23 protein-coding genes are annotated in these 24004 nt (G+C 28.7%); 13 read left to right on the top strand and 10 right to left on the bottom strand.

What is annotated here, in order from left to right; translation table 11 throughout:
• Positions 1 to 153: 153 nt before the first annotated feature.
• Positions 154 to 399, bottom strand: coding sequence for a DUF2158 domain-containing protein (locus GCL60_RS10000; RefSeq protein WP_153420515.1), 246 nt, complete (start codon positions 397 to 399; stop codon positions 154 to 156).
• A 285-nt stretch (positions 400 to 684) separates the two neighbouring features.
• Here GCL60_RS10000 and GCL60_RS09995 point away from each other — a divergent pair, with 285 nt between their 5' ends.
• The 3 genes from GCL60_RS09995 to ltrA all read left to right on the top strand — a co-directional run bounded on the left by GCL60_RS09995 (position 685) and on the right by ltrA (position 3460).
• Positions 685 to 960, top strand: a complete 276-nt coding sequence (locus GCL60_RS09995) for a type II toxin-antitoxin system mRNA interferase toxin, RelE/StbE family (RefSeq protein ID WP_153420514.1) — start codon at positions 685 to 687, stop codon at positions 958 to 960.
• On the top strand, positions 950 to 1279 hold the full coding sequence (locus GCL60_RS09990; protein ID WP_161998163.1) for a helix-turn-helix domain-containing protein: 330 nt from the start codon (positions 950 to 952) through the stop codon (positions 1277 to 1279). The genes GCL60_RS09995 and GCL60_RS09990 overlap by 11 nt, the downstream gene beginning before the upstream one ends.
• A gap of 939 nt (positions 1280 to 2218) precedes the next feature.
• Positions 2219 to 3460, top strand: coding sequence for a group II intron reverse transcriptase/maturase (ltrA, locus tag GCL60_RS09985; protein ID WP_153420512.1), 1242 nt, complete (start codon positions 2219 to 2221; stop codon positions 3458 to 3460).
• A 115-nt stretch (positions 3461 to 3575) separates the two neighbouring features.
• On the opposite strand, the gene GCL60_RS09980 is transcribed toward ltrA, so the two are convergent.
• From GCL60_RS09980 to GCL60_RS09970, 3 genes are all read right to left on the bottom strand, one after another.
• Positions 3576 to 4337: a hypothetical protein gene (locus tag GCL60_RS09980; protein WP_161998162.1), complete on the bottom strand. Its 762-nt coding sequence runs from the start codon at positions 4335 to 4337 to the stop codon at positions 3576 to 3578.
• Positions 4338 to 4365: 28 nt separating this feature from the next.
• Positions 4366 to 5067 (bottom strand): hypothetical protein, encoded by a 702-nt coding sequence (locus GCL60_RS09975; protein ID WP_153420510.1) that lies wholly within the window; start codon positions 5065 to 5067, stop codon positions 4366 to 4368.
• Between the two features lie 1684 nt (positions 5068 to 6751).
• Positions 6752 to 7105: a hypothetical protein gene (locus tag GCL60_RS09970; protein WP_153420509.1), complete on the bottom strand. Its 354-nt coding sequence runs from the start codon at positions 7103 to 7105 to the stop codon at positions 6752 to 6754.
• A 285-nt stretch (positions 7106 to 7390) separates the two neighbouring features.
• On the opposite strand from GCL60_RS09970, the gene GCL60_RS09965 reads away from it, so the two are divergent.
• The 4 genes from GCL60_RS09965 to GCL60_RS09950 all read left to right on the top strand — a co-directional run bounded on the left by GCL60_RS09965 (position 7391) and on the right by GCL60_RS09950 (position 10520).
• Complete coding sequence (locus GCL60_RS09965) at positions 7391 to 7780, top strand: hypothetical protein (RefSeq protein ID WP_153420508.1); 390 nt, start codon at positions 7391 to 7393, stop codon at positions 7778 to 7780.
• Between the two features lie 159 nt (positions 7781 to 7939).
• Positions 7940 to 8386, top strand: a complete 447-nt coding sequence (locus GCL60_RS09960; RefSeq protein WP_153420507.1) for a hypothetical protein — start codon at positions 7940 to 7942, stop codon at positions 8384 to 8386.
• A 430-nt stretch (positions 8387 to 8816) separates the two neighbouring features.
• Complete coding sequence (locus tag GCL60_RS09955) at positions 8817 to 9803, top strand: M13-type metalloendopeptidase (protein ID WP_153420506.1); 987 nt, start codon at positions 8817 to 8819, stop codon at positions 9801 to 9803.
• Between the two features lie 66 nt (positions 9804 to 9869).
• The gene (locus tag GCL60_RS09950) at positions 9870 to 10520 is read left to right on the top strand and encodes a GDSL-type esterase/lipase family protein (protein WP_153420505.1); all 651 of its coding nucleotides are present in this window, start codon (positions 9870 to 9872) and stop codon (positions 10518 to 10520) included.
• Positions 10521 to 10637: 117 nt separating this feature from the next.
• On the opposite strand, the gene GCL60_RS09945 is transcribed toward GCL60_RS09950, so the two are convergent.
• From GCL60_RS09945 to GCL60_RS09935, 3 genes are all read right to left on the bottom strand, one after another.
• Positions 10638 to 11114 carry a hypothetical protein gene (locus tag GCL60_RS09945; protein WP_153420504.1) on the bottom strand — a complete coding sequence of 159 codons (477 nt, stop codon included), beginning with the start codon at positions 11112 to 11114 and terminating at the stop codon, positions 10638 to 10640.
• Positions 11115 to 11333: 219 nt separating this feature from the next.
• Positions 11334 to 13658, bottom strand: a complete 2325-nt coding sequence (locus GCL60_RS09940; protein ID WP_153420503.1) for a gluzincin family metallopeptidase — start codon at positions 13656 to 13658, stop codon at positions 11334 to 11336.
• Positions 13659 to 14237: 579 nt separating this feature from the next.
• Positions 14238 to 15041 carry an SDR family NAD(P)-dependent oxidoreductase gene (locus tag GCL60_RS09935; protein WP_153420502.1) on the bottom strand — a complete coding sequence of 268 codons (804 nt, stop codon included), beginning with the start codon at positions 15039 to 15041 and terminating at the stop codon, positions 14238 to 14240.
• Between the two features lie 229 nt (positions 15042 to 15270).
• On the opposite strand from GCL60_RS09935, the gene GCL60_RS09930 reads away from it, so the two are divergent.
• From GCL60_RS09930 to GCL60_RS09920, 3 genes are all read left to right on the top strand, one after another.
• Entirely contained in the window at positions 15271 to 16029 is a 759-nt protein-coding gene (locus tag GCL60_RS09930) for an SDR family NAD(P)-dependent oxidoreductase (protein WP_153420501.1), read from the top strand.
• A gap of 88 nt (positions 16030 to 16117) precedes the next feature.
• Positions 16118 to 17404: a serine hydrolase domain-containing protein gene (locus GCL60_RS09925; protein WP_153420500.1), complete on the top strand. Its 1287-nt coding sequence runs from the start codon at positions 16118 to 16120 to the stop codon at positions 17402 to 17404.
• Positions 17405 to 17490: 86 nt separating this feature from the next.
• Positions 17491 to 18021, top strand: coding sequence for a hypothetical protein (locus GCL60_RS09920; protein WP_153420499.1), 531 nt, complete (start codon positions 17491 to 17493; stop codon positions 18019 to 18021).
• A gap of 36 nt (positions 18022 to 18057) precedes the next feature.
• Here GCL60_RS09920 and GCL60_RS09915 read toward each other — a convergent pair whose 3' ends face one another.
• Positions 18058 to 18534 (bottom strand): hypothetical protein, encoded by a 477-nt coding sequence (locus GCL60_RS09915; RefSeq protein WP_153420498.1) that lies wholly within the window; start codon positions 18532 to 18534, stop codon positions 18058 to 18060.
• Positions 18535 to 19064: 530 nt separating this feature from the next.
• Here GCL60_RS09915 and GCL60_RS09910 point away from each other — a divergent pair.
• Positions 19065 to 19709, top strand: coding sequence for a hypothetical protein (locus GCL60_RS09910; protein WP_153420497.1), 645 nt, complete (start codon positions 19065 to 19067; stop codon positions 19707 to 19709).
• A 20-nt stretch (positions 19710 to 19729) separates the two neighbouring features.
• Here GCL60_RS09910 and GCL60_RS09905 read toward each other — a convergent pair whose 3' ends face one another.
• On the bottom strand, positions 19730 to 20314 hold the full coding sequence (locus GCL60_RS09905) for a LysE family translocator (RefSeq protein WP_272914824.1): 585 nt from the start codon (positions 20312 to 20314) through the stop codon (positions 19730 to 19732).
• 252 nt (positions 20315 to 20566) lie between these two features.
• Between GCL60_RS09905 and GCL60_RS09900 the strand changes: the two genes are divergently transcribed.
• Both GCL60_RS09900 and GCL60_RS09895 read left to right on the top strand, forming a co-directional pair.
• A complete protein-coding gene (locus GCL60_RS09900; protein WP_153420495.1) occupies positions 20567 to 21010 on the top strand; it encodes a hypothetical protein in 444 nt (147 codons plus the stop codon).
• 11 nt (positions 21011 to 21021) lie between these two features.
• On the top strand, positions 21022 to 21471 hold the full coding sequence (locus GCL60_RS09895) for a hypothetical protein (protein ID WP_153420494.1): 450 nt from the start codon (positions 21022 to 21024) through the stop codon (positions 21469 to 21471).
• Between the two features lies 1 nt (position 21472).
• On the opposite strand, the gene GCL60_RS09890 is transcribed toward GCL60_RS09895, so the two are convergent.
• Complete coding sequence (locus GCL60_RS09890) at positions 21473 to 24001, bottom strand: hypothetical protein (RefSeq protein WP_153420493.1); 2529 nt, start codon at positions 23999 to 24001, stop codon at positions 21473 to 21475.
• Between the last annotated feature and the right edge of the window lie 3 nt (positions 24002 to 24004).

Here is a 24004-nt window from a genome sequence, read left to right as displayed (position 1 = left end):
GGTATACTCCTTTCAAAAGTCTTAACTACAAGAAATTATTTTAAAAGATATTTTAGAGTGAATCAAACCAATTATGAAATTTGTCAGCTCATGTTGAATTTGACTAAAAAAATAGTTTAACAGTCTATAGATGAGTATCCATTTATACAAAAATTATCTATTAACCTTTTTTAGTGCTTCTGGAGGAAATGAAGTAGATCCAATTTGATGTGAACTGTAATTCCCATTCGACGCAAAAGAAATATTTTCTGGAAAGTCTGAAACTTTGTTAAACCAATTGCAATGAACAAAAGTCTTATTATCATTAAATTCGCTTATACCAATACCAACTACAGTCATAGGCTCAGATCCACTTTTTAACTCAACTACATCGCCTATTTTAAAATCATTTGAAGACATCACATAAATCCTTTCTTATTTTTTAACTAGGTTCACAGAAAGCAAAGCATAAAAAAATTTATCTTATAAGACCAGAAAATTTTGGCTTAAAAACAGCTATAAAAACAATCAAAAATATACAGTTATGATAACCCTCATTATGATGTGTGAAAATGGGTATTTATTTAAATGTGTAAATGACTATTAATATGGGGTTTCTTGCAATTATATCGTCAGGATTTGTAAAGGTAAAACCTTGACTTTTTGAGGTAAATGTTTTACCTTTACTTTAGCAAGGAGGGCTGAATGACAGAAGTCAGGGAATCGAAAACGTTTTCAAAGCAAATTAAAAAAGCAGATAACATTGTTAAGTTAAAATACTTTACCTGGATGGAGTCTGTTACAAGCAAAGGAATTGAAGCCATTCAAAAAGAACACATCTGGAGAGATCATGAATTGATTGGCGATAGAAAAGGCCAACGAGCTATTAAGCTTGGCGGTAAATGGAGAGGGATTTACATTATTATTAATGGTAAAATGGAAATTATTGAAATGCAGGAGCTCACACCACATGACTACTAAAGTTAAACATATGACAAATAAGGGCGGTGATTCGATTAGAGAGTTTATTGATGGCGTTACATTCGGGGAGTATGTACGGACCCTTCGTGAAGCCGATGGAATGACTCAACAAGAACTTGCCGATAAAATTGGAAGTAAAAAACAATTTATTAGTGCTGTAGAAACGGGACGTGAAAAAGTTGGTCTTGATTATGCAAACCGCATTGCTATTGCAATGGGATACTCTCTAGCTCCGTTTGCTAAAATTTTAATTAACGAACAATTAAAAGAATATGATCCTACTCTTGAAATTGATATCAGAAGTAAAAAAGCAAGCTAATTAAAAAAGCCCCCTTTATGGCACTCTAAGCCGATGGCTGTGGCCAGACGCCATTTGACCCCGTTTTTTTAATAGTTATCCATTTTTATAAAGGATTAAATTTTAAAAAAATTGGTTATGAGAAAAGCAGCAAAAAAGTTCGCACAACGGGCAGAGTACGAACTTTTAATTTGATTTTGAGATAAAATTGCACACTTTGGATTCAATTATTTTTAAAAATACCTTTAAATTCTCAATCTGTTAAAAAAATGCGAACATTTTTTTCTTAAAAGTTAAAACAAGTGTAACCAAATTTTTTGCAAGTTAAATTCCCTTTTTTAAAGGGAAAAAAGTTATTTTCTGACTTCAAATGGCGTCAAAACGAAGCTATCGGCTTAGAGGGCCTCCTAGGAATGCGCGCCGTTAGTGTGCCACGAATGTGGTGAATACCGAAAGGTAATTACAGCAATGCTGTGCGAAAGATGAGAGTTGGCCTCTCGAAGTCGTCTTGCAGGAGAAGACTTCAAACCACTCTAAGCTGCAATAATAAAGAGTTATTTTAGTGAGCGTTAGAGAAAAGGCACAGTAAATGTGTCAGGTAAGAATCAAGGAGACGAATGTAAATGAACCATTGATGAGGTGTCGTTAGCGTAAAATGATGTCAAAACCAAGGACTAGCGGTTCTTTGGGATAAGCTTAAAGGTTACCTGTTTATTGTTTAAGCGGCATCCGGCACAGAGATGGCGTGAACTTGATTCAGGCTTCTGCACGGAACGTGGGAACCTGTCGTTAAAATGTAAATGTAGAAGTTCAAGTGGAAGCACCACAAGGCTTAAATACAGATGTTTAGCACAGGGGCGGAACAGCTCGTAATAGTTAAGAAGCAAAGTAACATTTGTGGAGCGAAGGGGCTGTGTTGTTTTAGTGGTTACTTTAATCAACCAGAAATGGGAGGAGTTAATGACAACTACAAAGTCATTTGAAGTTTCTAAATCAACTGTATGGGAGGCATGGAAAAGTGTAAAAGAAAATCATGGAGCACATGGTATTGATAAACAATCTATAGAAGACTTTGAAGCAAATCTCAAAGACAATTTGTACAAGCTTTGGAATCGTATGTCGTCGGGAAGTTACTTTCCGCCATCTGTTCGAAAAGTAGAAATACCAAAGAAAGATGGAGGGAAACGCACTTTAGGAATCCCTACAGTTGCTGATAGAATTGCCCAAACTACTCTGAAGAGAATGCTTGAACCACAAATTGAGGCTATTTTTCATCCTGATTCCTATGGCTATCGACCAAATAAATCAGCATTAGATGCAGTCGGTAAAACTCGTGAAAGATGCTGGAAATTTGATTGGGTTATAGATCTGGATATTAAGGGTTTCTTTGATAATATGAATCATGAATTGCTCATGAAAGCTTTAAAGAAACACACGGATTGCAAATGGATACTGCTTTATATCGAAAGATGGTTAAAAAGCCCATTGGAAGATATTGATGGATTGAGAATAGAAAGAACTAAAGGCACGCCTCAGGGTGGAGTAATTAGTCCATTGATCTCTAATTTATTCATGCATTATGCTTTTGATAAATGGATGGAAATTCATTTTCCAGGAGTTCTATTTGCAAGATACGCAGATGACCTCGTAATTCACTGCATATCAGAAAACCAAGCTAATATAATTCTTTCCGCAGTAAGGAAACGGCTATCAGAATGTTTTCTAGATTTACATCCAACTAAAACGAAAATAATATACTGTAAAGATAATCAAAGAAATGGAACTTATAAAGTAACGGCTTTTGATTTTCTAGGGTATACTTTTCGTCCAAGAATGGTGAAAACAAAATATGGAAACATAATGACTTCTTTTACTCCTGCAATTGGTGACAAGGTAAGAAAGATAATCCAAGGGCGGATACGTAATTGGAAAATCCATTTATTAAGTCATGCAAAAATTGAAGAGATTGCTTGTTCAATTAATCCAGTGTTACGTGGATGGCTTAACTATTACTGTAAATTTTATGGTTCTTTAGCAATTCATACTATTTCTCGTGCAGTTAATTTTGCTCTCGTAAGATGGGCAAGAAGAAAATTTAAGAAATTAAATCGAAGTTATTCCAGAGCAAGAGATTTAATTAGAAGAATGCAAAAGCAAAATTCTATATTATTTGAGCATTGGAAAAACGCTAAAGGAATTTAATTAATGACTGAACAATAGGAGCCGTATGAATCGAGAGATTCACGTACGGTTCTGAGAGAAACTAGGGGTGAAATTCCCCTGGTTTACTCACCCAGTTAGCTCGACCGCTTTAAATTTAAGGGAGAATTTCAATATATCCTGATGAATGTGGTTGATATCTTCTGCTAGAATAGCTTGGTGTAACGCTTACGTGCGTACTACGGTAATCTTTTGTATATTGCGCGTCACGCCCTTCCGCTGTGTCTGTTCTGAAGTATTGAGCGTTTGAACTCATTGCTCTTTCTAAAAACTCATCAATGAAGAAATCTTTATAAGCATTTGTTGCCGCTGCCGCGTAAGCTCTCGCTGTTTTTACCACTGCAAAATAAATACTTGCCATATCTCTAGTCATATCTGCATTTCTAAGATTATAGAATTCCATAAAAAGCGTTTGACCAAGTTTTTTAATTTCTCTTTCATTTACTTCTTTTACTGTAGGTTCCCCAACCCATCCTGAACCATCTGCATTAAGACCTTCACGAACCATTGCAGGGATATCAATTGGTAAATCTTTTTTTGCAATTTCTCTAGCTGCATATTGAATGATTGTCCAACGCTCATAAGTTAAAGCAGGGTATTTAATAACTGTATCACTATAGTTAAAATATAGTATAGCTTCACTATTTTTATTTCTAAGATCAATCAAAGCGTTGCGATCTCTTATTGCTTGATTTTTTGCTCTTAGCTCAGCTTGATACTGTTGCTCTCTCCAATAAGCTTCATTCCTTAGTTGTTCAGCTCGATTTTCTTGTTGTATAGTGCATTTACGGCAGGCGTAAGCGTCAAGAGAAACAAAAGAAGATATAGAAACAAGCGCTGTTAAAATTATTTTTTTCATCGTGTAACTTTCTATAAACTATTTAAATTTAGCGTGCCCAATTGCCGTGTGATTTGCCTTTACCTGAGACTATCTTACCACCATTACCGTAGTTTTTTGATACCCAATCAATTGTGTCTCTACCTTTTACGTAATTACGCGGTGCTGTCCCATCTAATAGACCTTTTCTTCTCTCTTGTTCTTCTTTCGCTTTCTGTGCCTCTATTTTTGCATTTTGTCTATCAATTTGTTCAGCAATCGTTTTATCTAACACTGAGTTTTGATGCATTTCAATTGGTGCATTTCTTAGGATATCTGCAACAACCCCTTTATTTTTTTCTCCATATTCTTTAGCGTATTTAATAGCGGCACGGCCTGACTTTGTTCTTGCCGCAACTTCGGCAAGTTTTCTAAACATCTCTAAATAATTACGTTTGCTTCTTCCGTTGCTTGGGAAACGGTCATTTTCATAAACATAAAGAGCTACTTTTTCGTCATGCACAATTTTACACATTTCATTAGATAAGCAGGCTGCATAAGAAACATGAGGTGTGTTGTCACCTAAAAAGTAAGTAACGCCTTTTTGTATCGAAGTGTTGTTTTGGTCATTAAAATTCTCTTCATAAATTTCAATAGAACCAGCTATAACGTCGTCTACATAAAAATCAACTAAACAAAATTCAGCCGTTCCACACACAGGAGTACCGCGCGTTACTGCGCCTTGCGCATGGGCGTAAGCTGAAAACACCAAAAAAGAAGATAACACAATCAATTTATTCATAAAAAATCCTTTTTAAAATGAAAAACACCACAAAAAAAAACGGTTTCAATTGTATCAACTATTTGTTTTAATAAACAAAATCTTAATATCATTAAAATAAAAGCTTGTATATAAAATTTAATTTAAAATTTTATATAAAATAATAATTATTAAAAATATATATAAATATTATCTAAATAACATTACTATAACAATATTTTTCTCATTAGCTTTTTACTTCTTTCGCTTTTAAAAGATGTATATTGCATTTCTCAACCTATTTTGATTCCTTGATAGCCATTACTGTAGCCTCTTTAGCCTGTTTGTGCAGAAGAGGGTAGATTGTATAACAATTTAAATAAATTAAGAAAATTTTACAAAAAAGAAAAACAAGGTTTTTAGGCTTAGTGTTTTGAAAATAAAAATTATTAAGAAAAAAGAAGATTGAGTAAAGTTAAAAGCTTAAGTGTGACTGATAAGTTTCGGAAGCACTCTCTGCCTCTTAGGGCTTAAAGCCTTGGGGAGAATCTAAATTGATCTCAATAAGCACTAAGCAAGAATTTTGCATAGTGTTTGATTCAATCAACATTTTTTCCGTTTCAGCTGCTTGGTACCCCATAAAAGGCAAATTGAACTTAATAATAAAAAAAGCTGGTATTCTGGTACCAACTTTAAACACTATCACAACTAAACTGCACAGATAAAAACAAAAATTTAGCTTGAGGAGGCAAACAAATCAAATTTAAATTCAAATAAATTTTATAAATATCTAAAATAATTACTTTATCATGTGGTGCTGGTTCCTGTAATTTTATACGGCAACATAGTTAATTAACATTTTTTAAGTATTTGTATTTTACATATGTCTTTTGCAAAAATTGTTTTTGACAATCCAACGTCAGATCATGAAATAGCACTATAGCACTAAGCTTAGAAAAATTTTATAACATTGCTATAGGCGAAGTTTTTCAAAAATGTGTTCAATTTTTTGGATATTTATCAGAAAAGTTCCAGTAGGGTCTTTCAAGTAGTTTGCAAAAACGATACTGTGTAAGCGGAAGAAGAACGCAGTAAAGACATTAATTAATATCTTTGAAATTATTTTGCCCAAAAACTTTGATAGTGTTAGATCTTAGTAACAAAAAAAATTGAAATTATTAATTAAAAAAAGATTTATAAATTGCATAAGAAATGCAAAATAAAATTAATATCAAATTAAACCAAAGAAAATCCGGTTTTTTTAAAGTTCCTTTTTTAATTTCTTCTTCCAATCTTTGCTTGTTCGATTTTTGTTTATCCATTATTAATTACTTTCTTTTTAAGCGTATTATTAACCTTATAAAAGCTTTTCTCATTCTCAAAAATATTTTTCAATAATTTAAGAATATTTTTAAATTTATTTTAACAGGTAGCTTTTTTCTGCTAAAGTAACTTAAGCAGAAAAAAGTTTTACCAGTAAACTGGCTCTAGCAAAAAAACAATAGCTCAAAGGAGCTGCATAGAGTTGCCCAAATTGTAGTGTTACCTCTGGAGCCAGAGGAAAGCTATTCATAAAGCTTCGGCCTGTTCTCAATCTAAATTTTATTTTTAGATCTCCGGCCTAGCTCGGTAAGTTCTGAAAATATTTCATGTGAAACCAAAAATCAAATTTTTCTTTGCAGTCAATTGACTGCTACTAATGACCACAATTTGGATAATGACAACATATAGCCCTACTATACTCGCTAGAACTAATATTAAGAGGAGTTCCGATAGGATTAGTGATAGAACCACCAGATTTTTTTTGTAGACATTGCTTAATATAATTAGCTTTTGTTTCGTTTGTATTTGAAATACAAACTTGATCATATTCATCTTTCTTTATTATTACTCTACATTTTTCTTGAAATGGATTTTGCATATCATAAATAATTTTTTCATATTCACAATCACTCTTATCTAAATAAACTATTGTAGTTACATCATTATTATAAGTATAGCGAGCTGCCATCACCATTCTATTTCCATTAAAATATTTTTTATCACACATTAAAATTATCCTTTAATTTATTAGGCATTTAAAAATACCACTAAAAATATTTTATCATCATAACCCCACAGTCAAAAAATTAAACTCAAATTATAAAAACAAAATCAAATACTTAAGCCTACTTTCAAGTTTCACTTCTCAAAACTCTGATTTTTGCAAGAATCCCCGAAAATGTATACCAAGGCTGACTTATTATTGAATTTAAATGATTATGTAATTATTTTTAAAATATGACGAATATAAAATTTATAATAATTTGATTTTTGCGGATAAAAAGGAGGATCTATGTCAAATTTACATAATAAAGATAATAGATGGTTTTATAAAGATGCTTCATATGATAAGGATTTTAATGTAGAAGCTAATAAAAAATACAATGTTAGATTTGACGGTAAAGAATATAGAATAAAATTTGACAAGCATAATAAAATATCAAAAGTAACCCCAATTGAGATTAGTAATACTTTAAAAGTTGGTATGACTTTTGAGGAATTAAAAAGAATAGATATTATATTTTATAATAAACAAGAAGAAAAATTTCAAATTGATTGCATTATTGACGATGATATAGTTCTTCATAAAAATGAAATAAAGAATATTAATAATTATAAAAAAGAAAAAGACAAAATATTAGCAAATAAACTTATAAAAAAATTTAAAGATAATAATTCATAATTTTACTTGATTAAATTTCTTAATAATTAAAATTAAATAAGATTAAAATTTTAAATGATTATGTGTATAATACGTCAAAATTATTGCATATTAATAAATTCAAAAATGTTATATTACTTAATTATAATTTTTTAAAATTGTTAAGAAAGGTGTTAAATAATGAAAATTAGTTTTAAAATAAAGATATTATCGGTTTTTATAATAATTACTTTGTTATTAACAAGCTGCGCCACTCCTATTAATTATACTTATGAAGAATCATGTGCATTAAAAGGACTTGTGTTATCAGGAGTAACTTCAACCAATCTAAACGGTAGCAATTATAATATAAATACTGGAAATACTTCTGTTAATAATTTATCAGGCGAAAGCATTCAATGCAAAATTGCACAAAATGAAAACGAAAAATGTTTAATAAATGAACTTAGAAAAAAAATGATTCCAAAAGTTGATTATAATGAAAATATATCCACATATAGAACTATAACTGGAGTTGGTTATTGTTTATTTATAGTTCCAGGCATAATATTCAAAATTATTTTTGATGATAAAAAGAATAAAGCTATAATAGAATCTAATAAAATTAGTGTTGATTGTTTGAAATAATTTAAAATTATATTACTCAGATATCAATATTTTTTAAAAAACGCTCAATCATAAAAATTAATTTTACGGTCGATTAACCGCATTTTTTTATTGCAAATAATTCAGATTTGAAATAGAAATAATAGGTACACGGTAAGGATTACTACAGAAATGGGCCACTTTGTTTAATTAGATTTATTTCAAATCAAATCCGACATAAACGGTGGTTTTTGGCAGTAGAAAAATAGATAAATTGCTTCATGATAAATCAATGAAAAGTTTGTGCCATAACTCATGCCAAAATCAAAATGACAGAATCTAATATTCATGATGAGTTTTGGCATAAAATGTTTATTAAAGTATCAATTTCTTTCCGTGGCCCATTTCTGTAGTAATCCTTACCGCGTACCATATAATAATAAATTATTATAATACATTTAGTGATGTAAAGTTGGCTAAAAGTAGAAATTACAATTTAGAACAAGAAGCTTATTCAGAAATTTACGAATACTTCGAACAAAATATTAATTATCTTTTTATTAAAGAAAATAAACAATTATTTAATAAAAAAGTAACTCAGTTTATTTTTGATATTGCCAAAAAAGGAACAATTAAAAATATCAAAGAAAATTCTTGGATGTCTCAAGAAACAAAAGATAAGGCCATTTATAAAATTAGAAGTATCAAATTACAAAATACTTTTCCAGAAATATTTGAGCAATGGCAATTTGAAAAGATAGATCAATTAAGCTCTACCCATTATCTTAAAAATTTATCCATTTTGAAAAAAAATAAAATATCTTCAATGTTAGAAAATATGAAAAAATTAGACGATGCAAACATATGGAGAAACTCTTTATTTAAAGATTCTATCCAGTTTAAAATTTTTTCAAATCAATTATCGCTTTTGCCATCAGGACTTTATATTAATGAATTTAACAAATTTCAATCTCTTCAATTCATGATGGGTACCTTAGGTTTCATTGTTGCACATGAAATTGCTCATTCCATTGAATTTAAAGAACAAACAGAAAATTTTCTTTCATTTACAAATGATAGCGAAAAAGAAATTTATGAAAAAAATAAAAATAAAATGATAAATTTATTTAATAAATATGGAGGACAAGGAGAAACTAGTTTAAGAGAAAATATAGCAGATTATATTGGACTTAATTCAACATATAAAGTTTTATTTTTTGTTAAATACAAAAGCTATATTCCCCTTCAAAAAGAATTTTTCATAAACTATGCCAAATTATATTGTGAAGTTTCTCTACCAGTTTACAATGATAAAAGAGCTAAAAACGATACTCATTCTTCTCCCGAATTCAGAGTAAATAATATTTTAAAGCTCTCAAAAGATTTCGAAGACACTTATTCTTGTAAAAAAGGAGATCCAATGACACTTCCTGAGAATGAAAGAGTTTCCTTTTGGTGAATTTATAATTTATAGAACAAATTAAAATTAAATATTAACATTCATGAATCAATATAAGAGAAAAAAATGAAAAGAATATTATGCTACGGCGATTCTAATGTTTGGGGTTTTGTACCAGGAAGCTATAATAGCAAAACAAAATTAGTAAAAAGACATAACAAAAATGAACTTTGGACAACCATTATGCAGGAGAAACTAGGTGTTGAGTATGAAGTATTTTACGATGGAACAAATGGTCGTACTACAGATTTAGATGAAATAAATCCGGGTAGACCATTTAGAAATGGATTTACTCTTTTAGAATGTAGCCTTGAAATTCATTATCCAATTAATTTAATTATTCTATGGCTTGGAACCAATGATACAAAAAAACAATTTAATCGAGCTACCTTTGAAATTAAAAAAGGTTTGCAAAAAATTGTTGCTTTTATAAAAGAATCCGTGTGGGGGCAAAATGCATGTGCACCTAAAATTTTAATTATTTGCCCGCCACCAATTACTGAAAATTTACACCCTGAATTTAACTTTGATGCGATAAGAAAATCAAAAGAATTATCAAAATTATATTTCGATTTATCTATTGAAATGCAATGTGAATTCCTAGATGCGGGGCTTTATATTCAATCGAGCTTAATAGATGGTATACATTTAGATTCCAATTCATGCTTTATCATTGGTAATAGAATAGCTGAAAAAGTAAATCAAATGAGTATTTGAAACATTCTAAAAAATTGTTGTATTTTTCTTCTTATATTACATTATGAACAAGAATAGCAGAGAATTGAAGAAACAATTAAATAAAAATATTGATATTCAAGAATTTGTATGATGATTTTAATCATCAAATTCGATTCTTCCTATTTTTATATCAACAGCGTTACTCCCTCCCTCCGATATTAATTTAACAAAATTCGAATGCCCCTTTCTTAAACCATAATAAAGTCTTCCTGCAAAATTAACTCTGGCAAGAACTTTTATTGTAAAATGTCCTACCGTTTCTCCATTATGAATCACATCAAAATCCATAGCATCATCATAATCATCACTGTTTGATTTCCATTGAGCCCAGAATTTTATATTTTCGCAAGAGTGCGCATTTATGATTTGATTTGCTGAATCATGATCTCTTGTATTCATTTGATAAGAACCAGTTTTTTTAACTTGAAATGCTCCATTCATTTTATTACAAACTTGAAATTCACCATTAAAGTGACTCCATGCATGAGCTTGGGTATTAAAAACAAATTGCGCACCAATTAAAGTAACAGCACTAAAGATAGAACTTGCTATACTTCTCTTTATAAACAGCATTATATTCTCCTGTAAATCTATTTATTTTTTCTTTTATTTCTAAATTAACATTGACAAAAAATATGTAATAACTCAAATGTAGCGTCAAATTAGTGTTCAAAAAAAAATTTTATATTTTTTTCATATTTAAAAAGCCACCAAATATAAATATGATTATATTTAGTGGCTTTTTAATCTTTATTTTGAGAGGTTAAAGTGATTCCTTTTGAGTGAAGACGACTACATATTAAATCCAATATTATTCGTTTTTAATGGCTTCATCCTTAAATAAAAACGTTTCTTTGCCTGTGGCTTGCTGGTTACATCTTGTCCATCATTTAGAATCTGCACCGATGCATAATCCACACAACTTCCATCATCACGATTAATCTCATCACATTTTCCTGTTGCTACGAGAGGAATCTTTGCAATATCTGCCTCAGATTTCAGAGTGTAAACAATAGGAGAACGCTCTTCATCTTTCCAGTGTATTGCACCCTGAATCGGCCCACCGTCTAAACTAACTCTTACTTTCACTGGAAATTTAAATTTGTAGAATGCAGAATTTTTTAATTGAACAGTTAGATTGAAAGCTTTTGTATCACCAGGTTTCAATGTAATAGGAATAGGTTTAGAACGTGAACCAGGTTGCCCCGCAATCACATCATTACCATTCGCTTTGAAAACAAATTCAGCGTGAGAATTGCTATCCATACTAAAATTACGCTTTGCTAACGCAGCAAGAATGAGCGGCCTAAGGTCACCACTTTTACGAACATTACCATTGCCAAGTTCATCAGCAAATAGCATATGATCAAACCATTCTTTTTCTCCGAGAGCTGGGTGATTTCTACTAAGTCGCATCGCATCTAAAGTTAAGTCCGTCATCATTTGAAGTCCGTTATAGATTCCAAATTTCTTTTCTGAAGATGTTAAAATATCATACATGGTACCACCAAACGCTTCGCCATCGTCATGCACTTCGTTGGTCAAGAAAAATCCTGTTTGGTTAATAATACGCATGTCGGATAAACCTGGGAATGAACTTGCGCCCGTAACATCGTGCAATACCATTTGGGCAACAAAATCCGCCATACCTTCACTAAGTCCACCGGTACCTGCTAAATTAATAAAATCTCCCATCAAACGATCCATAACACCGTGACCAAGTTCGTGCCAAATCGTGGTATTATCACGGGCCATGTTACCTTGATTGGGAGAATAAGTTGTAAAATTAATTGTGTCGTCGGTATAATAGGCATTATTTTTCATGGAAATATCGGGGTCATATAAGAATGCATGGAACGGTCTTGTAGATAATTCTGGATCATTAAACCCACTTTTATGTAGCGTCTCAAATAATTGATCCACAGCCCAGTAAACTTGGATGCTGTCGAAACCATTGTTCAAGTACTCAAGAACATTATTATCAGGAAGACGAACAGCGTCGACATGCTCAATTTCTTTGCGTGAAGCAAATGGTTTGCCGTGGTAAGTAGCGGTTGGAATCATTTCATCGTCACGGTAATCAAAACGGAACTGCCCTGAAAATTTCGGTTTGAAAGATAACTTCCCGTTGAATTGCTTAATTGCTTCAGGATGAATGTTGATTGAAGTAAATTTCCCCTCAAGTACAAAACCAGAAGCAAAATTGTTATCAACCAATGGTAATGAATTTAGAATTGCATTTCCTTGTCTCTTAACATATGTGGGAGCCCAAAAACCATCTTTGCGACCAGCAGCGGTTAATCCTTTAAATGGATCAAGCATGGAATAAAGGTATTTCATACTACGAAGGGGTGAGTAAGGATCCGAATCCGCTTTGTGGATCTTGCTAACTAGATTGCGTAAATAGGCAGGTACACGAGGCATCAGTTCATTGGTTTTCTCAACTTCTTCATAAATTGGATAAATGTGCACAGGAATACTTATCGTCTTGATGTCATTGTCCGCGTTTGGAAACTCTTCATAAAGATGATCAACAACTTTCTTTCCAATAGGATCAATTTTAATAAGGTGTGTTCCGCGCTTTCCTTTAACTTTAACAATACGGAGAACCTTATCTTTTTCGATTACATCTTTCCACTGCACATTTCGAATCTGTTTATCATCAGGATGGTTAAAAACTTCTTTTCGCACTAAATCCATTGTTGTGTCAGATGCAAGAAGTGCTTGAACGGTCTCTGGACTCATGGAGAGACTTTGTTTTGATAACTCAGAAGAAGATTTATCGCTCACTTGAGCTTCAACCTGGAAAAGCTCTCCTTGGTTATTCGTCCAGATACGTAAAGTGTTCCCCTCAATTGGTAAACCATTTTGTAATTGAGTGAGCATGAGATAATTGTACTTTGCAAGTTTACGACTTTCCAACATCGAAAAATCGGAGACTGAAAGGGCAAAACCAGTTTTTTGATTGATCACATCAATGATGTGTACGAAGTCACTATTGTTATCTTCTTTATAAGTCCAACGTACACTTTTTTGATTATTTCCTGCAAATGCAACTAAACTAGATACCAAGCTAAAATAAGTTGTGGAGAACGCCAAAATCAGTTTCAGTTTCATTGGTATATACCCTCAAATTTTAATAAAAAAAGTTTACACCGATGATAAATTTTTATTTTCACCTTCTCAATGGAAAAATCACTTTTTTTTAGATCGAAGATTTCTTGTCCTAAAATATTTTATTTCAGAAATATTAAAAGAGAAAACATATTAATAGCTGTCTTGGATAAAATAAAGTTAATAGACAAATTTTTCATTATCTGAAGAATTAGGACCTGATGTTTTTAACAAAACTTTAAACTCTTTTGATTAAATTTCACATTTTTTAGAATATACTTTATTAGATAAAATTAAATACATAAAAAAATAAAGCTAGTTTATTATTTTTATGTATTTAATTTTTTGTAACCACAATTATTTATAATAAAATATTATGTTATATAAAAATAACAAACAAGCATTAATTATTTAAAAACATCATGTTAAGTTATTTTTAATTATTTAAGTAAAATAAAAACAAAAAATAAAAAAATAGATCAATATTTTAAATTTATTTCATTACAATATCTTAAGCCAACTAATATAAATTATTTATTAAGACTTTTAACTTTGATATTTTTAAAAAAAAGAATAGAATCATTACTTCGAGTTTAATTGAATCATATTATTCATAATCATTCTCATTATTAAAATTCTAAGTAATCTAGGTAAAATAATTAAAGACCAACCTAAAAATTTAGATAAAAATCCAGGACGAACTGTAAGCTTCTCACCTAATGCTAAAATTGTTTCTTTAGCAACCTCTTCAGGAGAAGAAGAGTTCCCCATTTTCATTTTAGCACGGGCTCCAAAACCCGAAAGAACAGGACCAGGGGCTGAACAAAGAACATCGACACCAAATGGCTTTAATTCAAAATAGATCCCTTCTGCAAAATTTTGAATAAAAGATTTAGTTGCTGAATAATTAGAAGCAAATGGAACACCTTGAAAGCCTACTAATGAACCCATTAATATAATTCCACCTCTCTTTTGAGAAATAAACTTATTCGCAAAATAATAAGTTTGTTCTACAACACTTCGGCAATTCACATCTATCATATTTAATTCATCATTTATGTTCGCTTTAAAAAAATAACCTGACGTTCCAAAACCAGCGATTGCAGCAAACAATCCAATTTCATATTCTTCAATTTGCGAATTTAAGTTTTTAACGGAATTTATGATAGAAAGATCAATTGCTATTGCTTTAACAGTTACTTTATATTCCTTTTGTATTTCATTTCCCAAAGCTTCTAAACGTTCGTGATTTCGTGCCACAATGATTAAATTCAGCCCCAAATTAGCAATTTCAATTGCCATTGCTCGACCAATGCCATCTGAGGCTCCTGTAACTATAGCCCAAGGTCCATATTTTTTTTGAAATGCAAGTTTATTTACATTCATTTTAAATGCTCTCCATCAATTTTATTAAAATCCATTATGTACGATAAATTTAATTTTATTTTATAGAGATATACAACATAAGTAAAATAGTTGGATCACATTAAGTTAAAATGGCAAACTCGTAAATTTATTTAAACTTCAAATGCTTTGAAGTAAGTATCTTATTGAATATGACAACATTCTATTGTATTGTGAAAAAATAATTATTTTAAATTAGGAGTCAATTATCATGACTAAAAAAATTGCTCTTGTTACAGGAGCAAGCCGAGGAATCGGTCGAGAGATAGCCCTACGTCTTGCGGAAGCAAAGACAGACTTAATCATTACATATCGAGATCAAGAAGAAAAAGCACTTCATGTAGCTAAAGAAACAGAATCTTTTGGAATTAAAGCCAGAACAATGAAGCTAGACATGAACAATTTTAAATCTATCAATCCATTTATTGAATCTTTAAAAGATCTTCTTAAAAGCGAATGGAACCAAGAAAAAATAGATTTCTTAGTAAATAATGCAGGAATGGGTGCAACTGTACCAATGGAAAAAGTAACAGAAGAAATTTTTGATGAATTTATGAATGTTCACTTTAAAAGTGTCTACTTTCTAACTCAACATATTCTAAACTTCATGAATTCCGGTGGCAGAGTAATTAATTTATCTTCAGGTACAACAAGATTTTCAAATCCAGGTTATTCAGTTTACGCATCAATGAAAGGAGCGATTGAAGTTTTAACTAAATATATCGCAAAAGAATATGGTGTTAAAGGAATACGAGCAAATGTGGTGGCTCCAGGACCTGTTGAAACTGATTTTAATAATGCAATTATACGTAATAATCCACAAATTAAAGGTTTACTTAGTTCTTTCTCGCCTCTTGGTAGAGTGGGTGAAACCCAAGATATTGGAGGCGTTGTTGCTTTTCTTTGCTCAGATGCTGGAAGCTGGATCAATGGTCAACGTATAGAAGTGAGCGGTGGGATTAACGTTTAATATTTATAAATAAAATAATAGATATTTCTATATTAATAACAATAATTATTTTTTTCATATAAAATTTTTATTAAATGAAAGGACAAAAATGAAATACAAAGTTTTATCTTGTTTATTTGGATTATTTTTTACAAACAATTTTTATGCAAGCGAATATAAAATACAAAATCAATTTTATGATTTCTTTAATGAAAAAAACAATAATAGTTACAATTCTAATGAAATATCAAATTTAGATGACATCAAAAATACTTTAGATATATACATAGCAAAAAACTCTTCATCTACATTTGTTACAGGAATTCCATTACTTTTTCAGTGTGATAAATATCAAAACGGAAAAAAATTCATTATTAATTCGGGATTACAAAGTAAATTTGGATTTCAAGTGACAAATCAAAGTTTATTTCAAATTGGAAGTAATTCAAAATCTTTTCTTTCCGTTGTATTTTTACAGTTAGAAGCTGAAAATAAATTAAGTATTGAAAATACAGTCGAAGATTTTCTTGGAAATATATATCCAAAATGGAATAAAATAAAAATTAAACAATTATTAAATATGACAAGTGGAATTATCGATTTTGCGAATGATGATGATACAATAAACAAAGAAGTTGGAAAAAATCCTTTTCGATTGATAACATCAGATGAAATATTAGATCATTTAAAAGATAAAGAACTTTGGTTTAATCCTGGGAGTAATTGGAAATACTCAAATACAAACTATGTCTTACTTGGAAAAATCATTGAAAAAGTTACAAATCATTCCGTATCTCATGAAATAAATGAAAGAATTATTAGACCTTTAAAATTAAATCATACTTATTATATTGAGACTTTCCCTAAAACAAATGTACCAAAATATGAAGTAAAAAATCTTATGGATGGTTATTATTTTGGAGATGAAAAATCACAATTTTCACCTTATTTAACAAATGGGGTGGGAGTTATAGATTATTCTATGTCTTGGGGCAATTCAGCAGGTTCAATTACAAGTAATGTAAATGATTTAAATAAATATTTTCACGCTTTATTAAAACAAGACAAAAATGGTAATTCAAAACTCCTTGCAAAAAAACAATATGAAGAACTTGTTTCTTTAGTTGATACTACAAATGGAAAACCATTAATAAACGGAGTTAATAATGAAAATATGAATGGGTATGGATTAGGCTTGGGTGCTAAATATGATTCTAAACTGCAATCAAGATTTTATACACATTCAGGAGGAACATTAGGGTTTATTTCTAAATGGATATATTTTCCAGAAAAAAATATGTCATTAATTTATTCAATGAATACAACAAACATGAATAATTATATGCAAGAAATATTCCAACCAACATTATATTTTATATTTAATAAATGTTACTAAAATAATTGAAGTATTGATATAAAATACAATGAACAAAACTATAATTAATCTCTTAATTAAGATAAATGAGAAAAAATAGATATATCATGAAAAAATTACTTTTAATAATATTAATTTCAAGCCTCTATTTTTTACCATTTCAAGTAAAAGCAATGGAATATATTCATCACGATATACAGGATTACGAATCAACTTCTAACATTATTTGTTCAAATGGATGTTACAAGTGGAAATGGCTTAAGGAAAATTTAATAAGTAAATATAAATTAACAGGAAGATGGGCTGAATATAAGCAGGTTTTTTTTGCGAACTCACAATACAAAATATTTACTCAACTTTATTTTATTGTTAATGATGAAAAAAAATTAAAAGAAATTTCGACTAAATGTATAGAACAATTTGGCGTTGAATATTTATATATTCACCAGGCTAACAGCATATGGGATGATTGGTTTTTATTTCGTAATCAGAGTGGAGCTTTTTATGAAGGGGAATTTAATATTAAAAAACAGCAATGTGATTTAAATATGGAAAATTGCACAACTAAAAAAGAAACATCTCTTTATAAAAACGATCTAGGCATAGATCAAACAATTCGAAAATTAAATATAGATTAATGAATTAATAATTCTAATTTCATATTCTCAATATGGTTATTCAATTTCTTTAAATTCACACTGATTCATTATATTGATATTTTGGTCTAGTAAAGGATTCGGTACACATACAGCTCTTGAAGGTTGAATTTTTCTCCATTCATTTGAATTTTTAAATTCTATTGGGAAGGATATTTCATACTTGTTATTTTTTGGTGATAAAAGAACAATATATTGATTATTTTCTTTTAATAAACGATAAATACAAACCATCTGACTAAAATAATTTGTTTCATCAATTTGTTTTAGACCAAATACATAATGAAAGCCAAGAGATTTTATATTGTCATTTTTATTATTATAAGCTTGATAATTTATAAACTGAGTCCAATTTCCATTTTTAGTGCGTGCAATATGTGTACCATCTTCTTTAGATACAATTTCTGAAATACTTGGGCAATTAGCATAAGAATATAAAGAAAAAGAAGAACTCATAAATAACATATATGTTTTTATTAATTTCATTTTACTCATAATTATTGCTTTCATGATTTATAATATAAATATTATTTAAAAATTTAATATAACTTATTTTCTCGATTCTAGTCAAAATAAGATTAAGATCATTGTAATCATACAAATAAAAATCGACATAGCAAATGTCAAATTTCATAAATTTTACAAAATTAAAAATAAAAAAATATAATTATTTATCATAATTAATTATATTTTTTAAAACAATTTCAAATATTTTACTTAATTAGTATTTATAATTTTATGATTCCCAATTAAATTATTTATTTTTTTTAATTCATAGATTAATATTAAGGATAAACTAAGATAAGCCATATAGGCTTCTACATGACATTGGCAAGAAACTAATTTAAAATATATTTAATCATATTAGACATAATATTTATATGAATTAGTCTGATATTTTTTAAAATAAAATTAATGATAATTAAATTGAATACAAATAAAAACGATTGACTTTACAAAATACATTGTTTAAACTTGATTTAAGTTTACATCCAAATTAAAAAATCTATATAAAGGAATTAATTATGAAATTTATTTATATCATTATTATTTTATTTGTATCTTTTAGAGTAATAGCTGAAGAAAATACAACTTATAATCCATATAAACAAGTTTTAAATATTTTAGGATACCCTATAAAATATTGTGATAAATTTATTTTTACAACAAATCGATTAGAATCAAATGAAAATAGATCAGGAATTATCATTGCTACAAATTCACTATTTAATAATAGCAATTACCTAAAAGAATCTTTTTATCAATCCCATATTGCAAATGCTATTTTTACAATAGAACCTAAAAATTTAGACAGCTGTGGAACTTTTATTTATGCAGATGATCAATTTTATATAAAATTCTTAAATACAAGTTATTCTAATAAAAATTACTTGAAAAACGATGGAGCTGGACACTATATTCTTGAGGAAAAAACTCTCTTTCAAAAAGAATCTGAAAATTATTTATTCTCATTAAGATCTACTGATAATTTCATTCGTCCTGAAAATTATTCTTACATTTTAAATCAAAGAATTAATAATAGATTTTCTGTATTACACTGTAATCAATCTGATTGGTGTCATACGAAGAATAACTTTGATAATCTTATTTTAAAATTAACTCTGGTACTAGAACGAGTTCATGAAAAAGCTAAAGTTCCATTTGACTAAAATATATAAATTAAATTGTACTAAATTGTTGCCAAAAGAGATAACGCTAATAATATCATTACACTTCCTGATATATAGCGGATATAATGTATTTTAGTTAATAAAAACTTTGAAGCCCTATTTGCTATCATCAAATAAGTAAACATTGAAAAAACTACTACTGAAATTTGAATAAAAGATAAAGTAAAAATTTGCATTAAAATATTTTTTTCATTTATAATATAATTAGGTAATAAAGCTATATATAAAAATAAAACTTTTGGATTCGTTAAGCAACAAATTAAAGATTCATAATATAATTTAAATTTATTTGGTCTTATAATGGATTGCAGATTTTCAAATTTATATTTATCTTTACTAAAAATATTTTTAATTCCTAAATAAATAAGATAAAAGGCTCCAATAACCTTTAAGTATGTATAAAAACTAGCTGAAAATTTAAAGACACCTTGAACTGTGAATGAACTAATAATGGCAAATATGATTAACCCAGATAAAATACCAAAAATTGCAAAAATAGCATCTTTTAATTGATATCTTAAACCATTATTAATCATAAGTACTACGTTTGGTCCTGGAGAGAAGGCCAATAAAAATACCGTCATAAAAAAAAGATAGTACATAATACAATGAACTCACTAAATTAAATTATAATTTTTGGGTAAAAAATAGCAAATAAAACCCATATAAATCATGATATACTAAATTAATTCATAAAAAAATAAAAGAAATAAAGAAATAAATTCAATAAAACAAACTAGTTTATAATTTTTATACTTTTTTTAATATAAAAAAAAAGCTATACTTTCCGTGACTAAGGTACCGTTTTAGGTATTTTCAAAAAGGGGCTTGCAGGAATGAATCAATCGAGCAAATTAAAGTTTTATCTTATTAATCTTTTTTCATTAATTACGCTTACATGCCCGTTACTACCCTGGATGTCCTACGGTGTAGGCTCCAAAACAGGAATGGATATAGGAGGGAAACCAGCATATTTTATATTTTTATTTTCGTTTCTATTAATTGCCATTTCTTATATTTTATTTAAAACGAATAAAATTCGAAAGTTTTTTTTATACACAATGCTTTTTCTTTCACTTTTTGTATGCGCAATTTATTTTTATGAATTGGCAAAAATAGGTTACCAAACCATGATAGCTAAAAACCTACCTGTAGAAATGTTTGGAGTTGTTTCACTTGCAACAAATCAAATAAGAATTGGTTACGGACTTTGGCTTGGAAGCGCCGCCTCCTTGCTATCTTTAATTATTAATTATATATCAGTAAGGATCAAAAGTTAAAAAGGAATCATATGATATTTCAATTTGTTGATAATATTTTTGATCTTTATCCTGAAGCTTTAGCGCATCCAATAAACAGTATTGGATTAAGTCATGATTTGTTAACAAAAAAAATTAAAAAAATATGGCCTGACTATTATAGAGAATATGCTCGTTCATGTTTAAGAAAACATTTCGAACCTTATCAATCATATTATTATCCTATTAATACTTTGTTTGGAACAAATCACATTATTGCCATGACAATAAGAAATAATTGGCAAGAAAGATTAAAACAGGATACTATGAGAAAAACCATTTTATCTCTAATAGATCATTGCAATTCTAAGCAAATCATGACTTTAGCAATTCCAATTATTGAAAATGTACCACAAAAATGGATTGAACAAGAAATTGAATTAGCAACTAAAAATTTCTCTAATATAAACTTAAAAATAGTTTATATTTTTGAGAATAATTAATTTAAAGTTCTGTTACCTCATAAAATTTTCGTTCGAAAACCACATTCGCAATTTTTTCAATTTCTCCAAACTTTGAAAGTTCATGAAGTTTTGGATCTTTAATATTATCTATCAATAGAGACATATAAAGTTGTAAAGAATAATCAACTTCAGTTAAAAAACCATCTACAAAATTGTTTAAATAATAATCATAGGATTCAATTTCTCCAGATAATGCAATAATTTTTGTAAATAATTTTGTATAATCTTCTATTATTTTATCTTCTGAATAATCAACTTTTTTAAAGTATTTTTCTTTAAAACTTGTTTTAAATACATAATTCGTTTTTTGTTCATTAAATTTTTCTACTTTCTTTACCAAGCTTATAATATCTTTATTTACCTCAATTGCTAATTGACTTATATTCCCAAGTTTATCACTATAAATTTTAGAAATATTTTTCATATAATTAACTGCATTTTTATCTTGTTTTTTAAAAAAATCAAATGCAGGTCTCCAATATTTTCTTGGTGCATTAGGGGATATACCATTGAATAAATTTGTTTCAGATTCTGGTTTATTTCTCAATTCCATTTCTGTTTCTCTATATTCAACATAATCTTCAACAATTTTATTCCACATTTTTTTTTCATGTTGGTCAATTTTATGAGAGGCATAAGAAATACCTACATCTGCGATCAATCCAAATGGCGAAGCAGCAAAATTAGAAAGCGTTGTGTTTACTAACTTTCCACTCCAAACTCCTATATAATTAACTAGACCAATTATACATTCTCCCATATAAATAGTAGACATAGTATATTTCATAATATCTGTAACAAATTCTAGTTTTTTAGAAGGTTTTCTATCATTTGCTACATAAGTAATACCAAGTACTAAATTGTATAAAATGGCACCACCAATTTGAAAATAATATTTAGAATCACTATTAAATTGTTTTAAAGGATTGGAAGCTGTTTCGGAAGTACCATAAAAAATCCAACCTAAATTTCCTAAAATACCTACGCCTTTTCTTCCTAATGAAGTTGGATGTGATAAATCTTTAAACCAGTTTTTCATTTCTTGGCCGTAGTCTTTTTTATTTACTAAGTTATCCAATCCCTGTAAAAACTCTTTTGATTTATCTGGACTCAATTTTCCAGAAACAATTGTTGAAAAAATAAGATCCGTATAAACTGATCTATCAAATCCATTAATTGACTTGTATTTTTTCTTGATTTTATTTTCTATAGTGGTTCTATAGTATTCTTTATTTGATTTTGACGAATTTACTATATGATTATTACAAAACACAGAAAATGTAGATTCAGGTGAAAATAGAACCTGAATTGATTTTAGTAAACTTAATCTTATTGAGCCCAACTGAGCATATAAAGGAGTTTTTAAAGCTTTCATGTATCTTGAGTAATTCATTGTTTTATAATATATATTCTCTAATTCCTGAAATTCTTTTTCATAAGGTTCTCCTTTATGAAATATAGATTTTTTAAAGTCAGTTTGAGATAAATCATGATCAAATTTTTCTACTAAATTAATATAATAATGAAATAATGACGATAAGTTAAAATTAACTAATCCATTACGAGTTGCCACATTAGATATTTCGCTTAATACTTTATTCATTTTATTTAGATTATTTAATTCAATTTCATATTTATTTTTAGAAAATGAATTAATAAGAAAACCATTTGAATTTTGACTTAATCCATTATTTGAATTTAAAGGTTCATATAATTCTGTAGGACTTTGAAAACTCTTTCCATAATAAACATCTTTTCTAACTATAAAATAAGCTCTAGATGCAAAAGGAGTTAATACTCTTCTCCCTCCATTTATTGCAGAAATAATAGCAAAAGCTGTAATTGTTCCTGTAACAGCAGCATAAGGAGGAAAAGCAATTGTTAGAGCAACAGAAGAAAACTCTAATAAAGTTACAGCTAACATGTTAAATAGCTCAGCCTTTGTGAAACATTTATGATAGCGAAATTTATCATCCATGTTTCGGCTTTCCGCTATTTTCTTAAATTTTTCATGAAACTTAATATAAAATTGAGTGAAATTTTCTAATTCATTTTCATTAATAAATTTACTTAATTTATTAAGAAAATTTTCATAAGAAGAAAGAGAAAAAATAGGTGCAGAAGAATTCTCGCAAATTACTAAAAAACCATGGTTATCTGTATTGCCTTTAATGTTAGTTTCAAAACTAGATATTAGTTTTTCATGTATATCAGCAGTTTTCATATTAAAAGCAATTGCTATTAAATTGTCTCTTTGATTTCGATTTGTATAAATTTTTTCTAAATAACGAACATCATTCTCATTCAAAAAAACTATAGAAGAGTAATATGCTACACATAATTCTTTAAAAGATGAATAATAATAATAAAGTTCACTAGGATCTAATATAACTTCTTTTATAATTTCTGCTTTTGAAATCTTATTTTTATAAATTTTTTTTTGCTTCTTTTTTTCGAGTCTTTTTGCTTTAAAGTCATTGAACCTAGATTCAATTTTTAAATTAGTCATGAA

This window comes from Silvanigrella paludirubra (assembly GCF_009208775.1).
Lineage (GTDB): Bacteria > Bdellovibrionota_B > Oligoflexia > Silvanigrellales > Silvanigrellaceae > Silvanigrella > Silvanigrella paludirubra.
Note: the sequence above shows the minus strand (reverse complement) of the source record. Positions and strands in the feature narration are given on the sequence as shown.